Source organism: Flavobacterium sp. AK-301, assembly GCF_058310215.1.
Map to the genome: position 1 here is coordinate 1 of NZ_JBZEES010000038.1, position 1,077 is coordinate 1,077.

The window sequence follows — 1,077 nt, forward strand, 5'->3', positions numbered from 1 at the left end:
TAAAAGATTACAATGGATGTATTGTTTCTGAACGTGTAGAGATGCCAATAGCGATTAATATTAATCCTACGGCAGAAGTTACCTATAATTGCGATCAGCAGAACGTAAGAGGAAATCAGGTAACAATACATGTAAATGCTGAAGCAGAAAATGGAGTCTTATATTCTCTTGACGGAGGTACCCCGCAACTGTCAAATACCTTTACTAATCTGAGTGTTGGAACACATAAAGTAGAAGTGTTACATGACAGTGGCTGTATCAAAGAAACGATTCCGTTTGAGATTGTTACTATAGCTCCGTTAGATCTGACTCTTTCAATAGGTGGACTAAATGAAATAATAGCAAAAGGAAGTGGAGGAACAGGATCATATCGTTATTATTTTAATAATCAGGATCATGGAAATCGTAATACATATAAAGTAAAAACTACAGGTACCCATACCGTTACCTTAGTTGATGAAGGTGGTTGCGAGGTAACAAGAGAGATGTATATGGAGTTTCTGGATATAGAGATACCAAATTTCTTTACACCGAATGATGACGGACATAATGACACCTGGACACCAATAAATATTGATAATTTCCCGAATATCAAGACCTATATTTTTGACCGTTATGGAAGAGAAATAGAAACGTTAAGAGTAGGAGAATCATGGAATGGGAAATATAAAGGGACTTCATTACCGGCAGGAGATTACTGGTACGTAATTAAGGTAAACGGAGATGAGGACAGTAGAGAATTTGTTGGAAATTTCACTCTTTACAGATAAATGAAATAGAATTCGGTTGGATTGGCAAGGTTCGACCGAATAGTATTTCCGTTCAGTAAATAGATATGTTTTTTTATAAAAATAGAATGATGAAAAAAATAACAATAGGTTTTGTAGTCGCAGTTGGCTTTATAACAAATCTATACTCACAAGAATTAACGATTCCCGTTCAGACGCAATATCTGGCAGATAACCCGTTTAGCATAGCAGCGACTTACGCCGGTATCGGCGATAATGCAAAAATCAGAATAAACGGATTAACACAATGGGTAGGAATTAAAGATGCTCCAAGTAATCAGTCGTTAGC

General features: G+C 36.2%; 2 protein-coding genes. Both read left to right on the plus strand.

What is annotated here, in order from left to right:
* Positions 1-770, plus strand: a 770-nt coding sequence (locus AC4FQX_RS15125; RefSeq protein ID WP_491168554.1) for a T9SS type B sorting domain-containing protein, incomplete at its 5' end; no start/stop codon positions are given.
* Positions 771-859: 89 nt separating this feature from the next.
* A partial coding sequence (locus AC4FQX_RS15130) for a type IX secretion system membrane protein PorP/SprF (protein WP_491168555.1) occupies positions 860-1,077 on the plus strand: 218 nt, incomplete at its 3' end.